Origin of the sequence: Atribacter sp. (genome assembly GCF_035418125.1) — a bacterium.
In the GTDB taxonomy this organism is placed as follows: Bacteria; Atribacterota; Atribacteria; order Atribacterales; family Atribacteraceae; genus Atribacter; species Atribacter allofermentans.
In genome coordinates this window covers 1-2,109 of the sequence record NZ_DAOLQM010000321.1, presented here as the reverse complement: position 1 = coordinate 2,109, position 2,109 = coordinate 1, and the positions used below count along the sequence as shown (strand labels likewise).

Sequence of the window (2,109 nt, the reverse complement as noted above, 5' to 3'; positions counted from 1 at the left end):
CGCAAGTAAAGCTTCGATTTTCATAAGAACGATTTATCACTTCAAAACCCTGGAAAGAAGTTTTTTCTTGTTTTGTACCTAACACTAAAAGAGCTGCGCCCCATGCGCCCATGATCCCATATTCTTGGGGAACAATAATTTTATACTTTCCTTGGTAAAAATCGTGGAAAGCTTGAACGATCCCTTGATTGGCGGCAACACCACCTTGAAAAACGATAGGGTCCAATATGGTTTTTCCGGTTGCCAAATTGTTTATAAAATTTCGAACTAATGCTTCACAAAGACCACGGATGATTTCTGGTTTACCAAAACCCAGTTGCTGCTTATGGATCATATCCGATTCTGCAAATACCGTACAACGTCCGGCAATTCGTACTGATTGTTGAGCTTGTAAAGCTAATTTACCAAATTCTTCAATGGGGATGCCCAAACGAACTGCCTGATGTTCCAAAAATGAACCAGTTCCTGCGGCACAAATAGTGTTCATAGCAAAGTCTTCCACTACCTGGTCACGAATAATGATCAGTTTGGAATCCTGCCCACCTATTTCAAAAACCGTTCTCACTTCAGGCAGAAGAGTTATGGCTGCAACTGCATGAGCAGTAATTTCATTTTTCACCATATCAGCTCCAACAACTACTCCTGCTAAATGGCGTGCACTACCTGTAGTTCCCACCCCCCGTATTACACCTCCAGGTGGATAGTGGGATTTTATATACTTAAGACCGGTTTTTAAAGCAGCAATCGGGTCACCGCTGGTTTTTAAATAACAACTAGAGTAAATTTCTTTATCGGTTGTAACTAAGGCAAATTTTGTTGTCACTGAACCAACATCAACCCCGAGATAAAGATCCATTATATCTAACCTCCAGCCATCCCACTTTTAACCATTCATAAAAGCCAATTTTTGTTACTATTTATGAGCACGATGCTTCTCGAACATTTTGTTGGCGACGCATTTCCAAAACATCAACAAAAGCTTCAACTCGAGTTATCATTCCAGCCTCTCCGGCATGTTCATCAATAGCCAAATGAAGTATAGGAATATTGTATTCCCTTCCTACCCCTGCAACAACACTTTTCGCAACCGCCTCAGGCATGCAAGTAAAAGGATATAAATGAATAACTCCATCAAAACCTTGTTGGGCATATCGGATAGTACTTCCAACCGTGTCAATCCCTTCTCCACCTACAAATCTTTTAAGAAAAGGTTTAGCTAATTTCCAAGCTTCTTCTTTCTCTCTTGAACGGGTTAAAGGAAAAAAATTAAGAACATATTCAGCGGTTGAAACTGAATTGTCCACTAAGATACCCATATTTCCTAAAAGCTTTTCAATGTTAAAATTCACCCTAAATTCTTGTGCGATATAAACTTCACCCACAATACCTATCTTAATAGGTTCATTTTTTTCTATAGTATTAAGTTGAGATATTTCATGCAAGGCATTGCTCCGTATTTCTTCTAATTGAGCAACGGAAGTGATGTTTTTAATCTCTTTTAAGCTTTTTTCCATCAATCCATCAAGTTGTGAAGGTTCTTTTAATTTCCATCGAACCAGTCGGCTGGTTTTTTCCAAATCCTCAACATATCGAAGAACGTTCCAAGCTAATCGAACCGCTCGATGAATACGTGAAATCGACCATTTGCCTCCAACCATTGTTTTTAAGGAGGAAAAAAAGTTCTTCCAACCATACCGAGGCGAATCAATAAGCACAAAATTCACATCATAGCCCAGATCTTCAATAATTATTCTTTGAATTTGTCCATAATATCCAAAACGGCACGGACCGACTCCGCCAGCCATAAAAATGGTATCAGCTCCCTTTTCTATGCCTTCAATGAAATTGCCCAAGGTCACTTTCATTGGAAAACAGGCATTTTGAGGAGCGAGTTTTACTCCTATTTCAATAGTTTTTTTAGTAATTGGAGGTGGAGGAATAACTTCAATTCCCAGTGCTGGATAAAGAACCTCCAGAACCACATTCAGATGAGCAAGATGAGGAAAGGTTGCTTTCAAATGTTTCTGTCCTCCATTTCATCATATCAACAAAAGCTTCCAAACGAGTTATCAAACCAGCCTCGCCAGTATGTTCATCAATCTCAAGGCG

At 39.4% G+C, this 2,109-nt stretch carries 2 protein-coding genes; both read right to left on the bottom strand.

Annotated elements, in window-relative coordinates:
- The coding region (locus tag PLK24_RS11005; RefSeq protein ID WP_324479098.1) for an acyl-CoA dehydratase activase at positions 1 to 856 on the bottom strand (856 nt) is incomplete at its 3' end.
- A 61-nt stretch (positions 857 to 917) separates the two neighbouring features.
- Positions 918 to 2,018 (bottom strand): acyl-CoA dehydratase activase-related protein, encoded by a 1,101-nt coding sequence (locus PLK24_RS11000; protein ID WP_324479096.1) that lies wholly within the window; start codon positions 2,016 to 2,018, stop codon positions 918 to 920.
- Positions 2,019 to 2,109 lie beyond the last annotated feature (91 nt).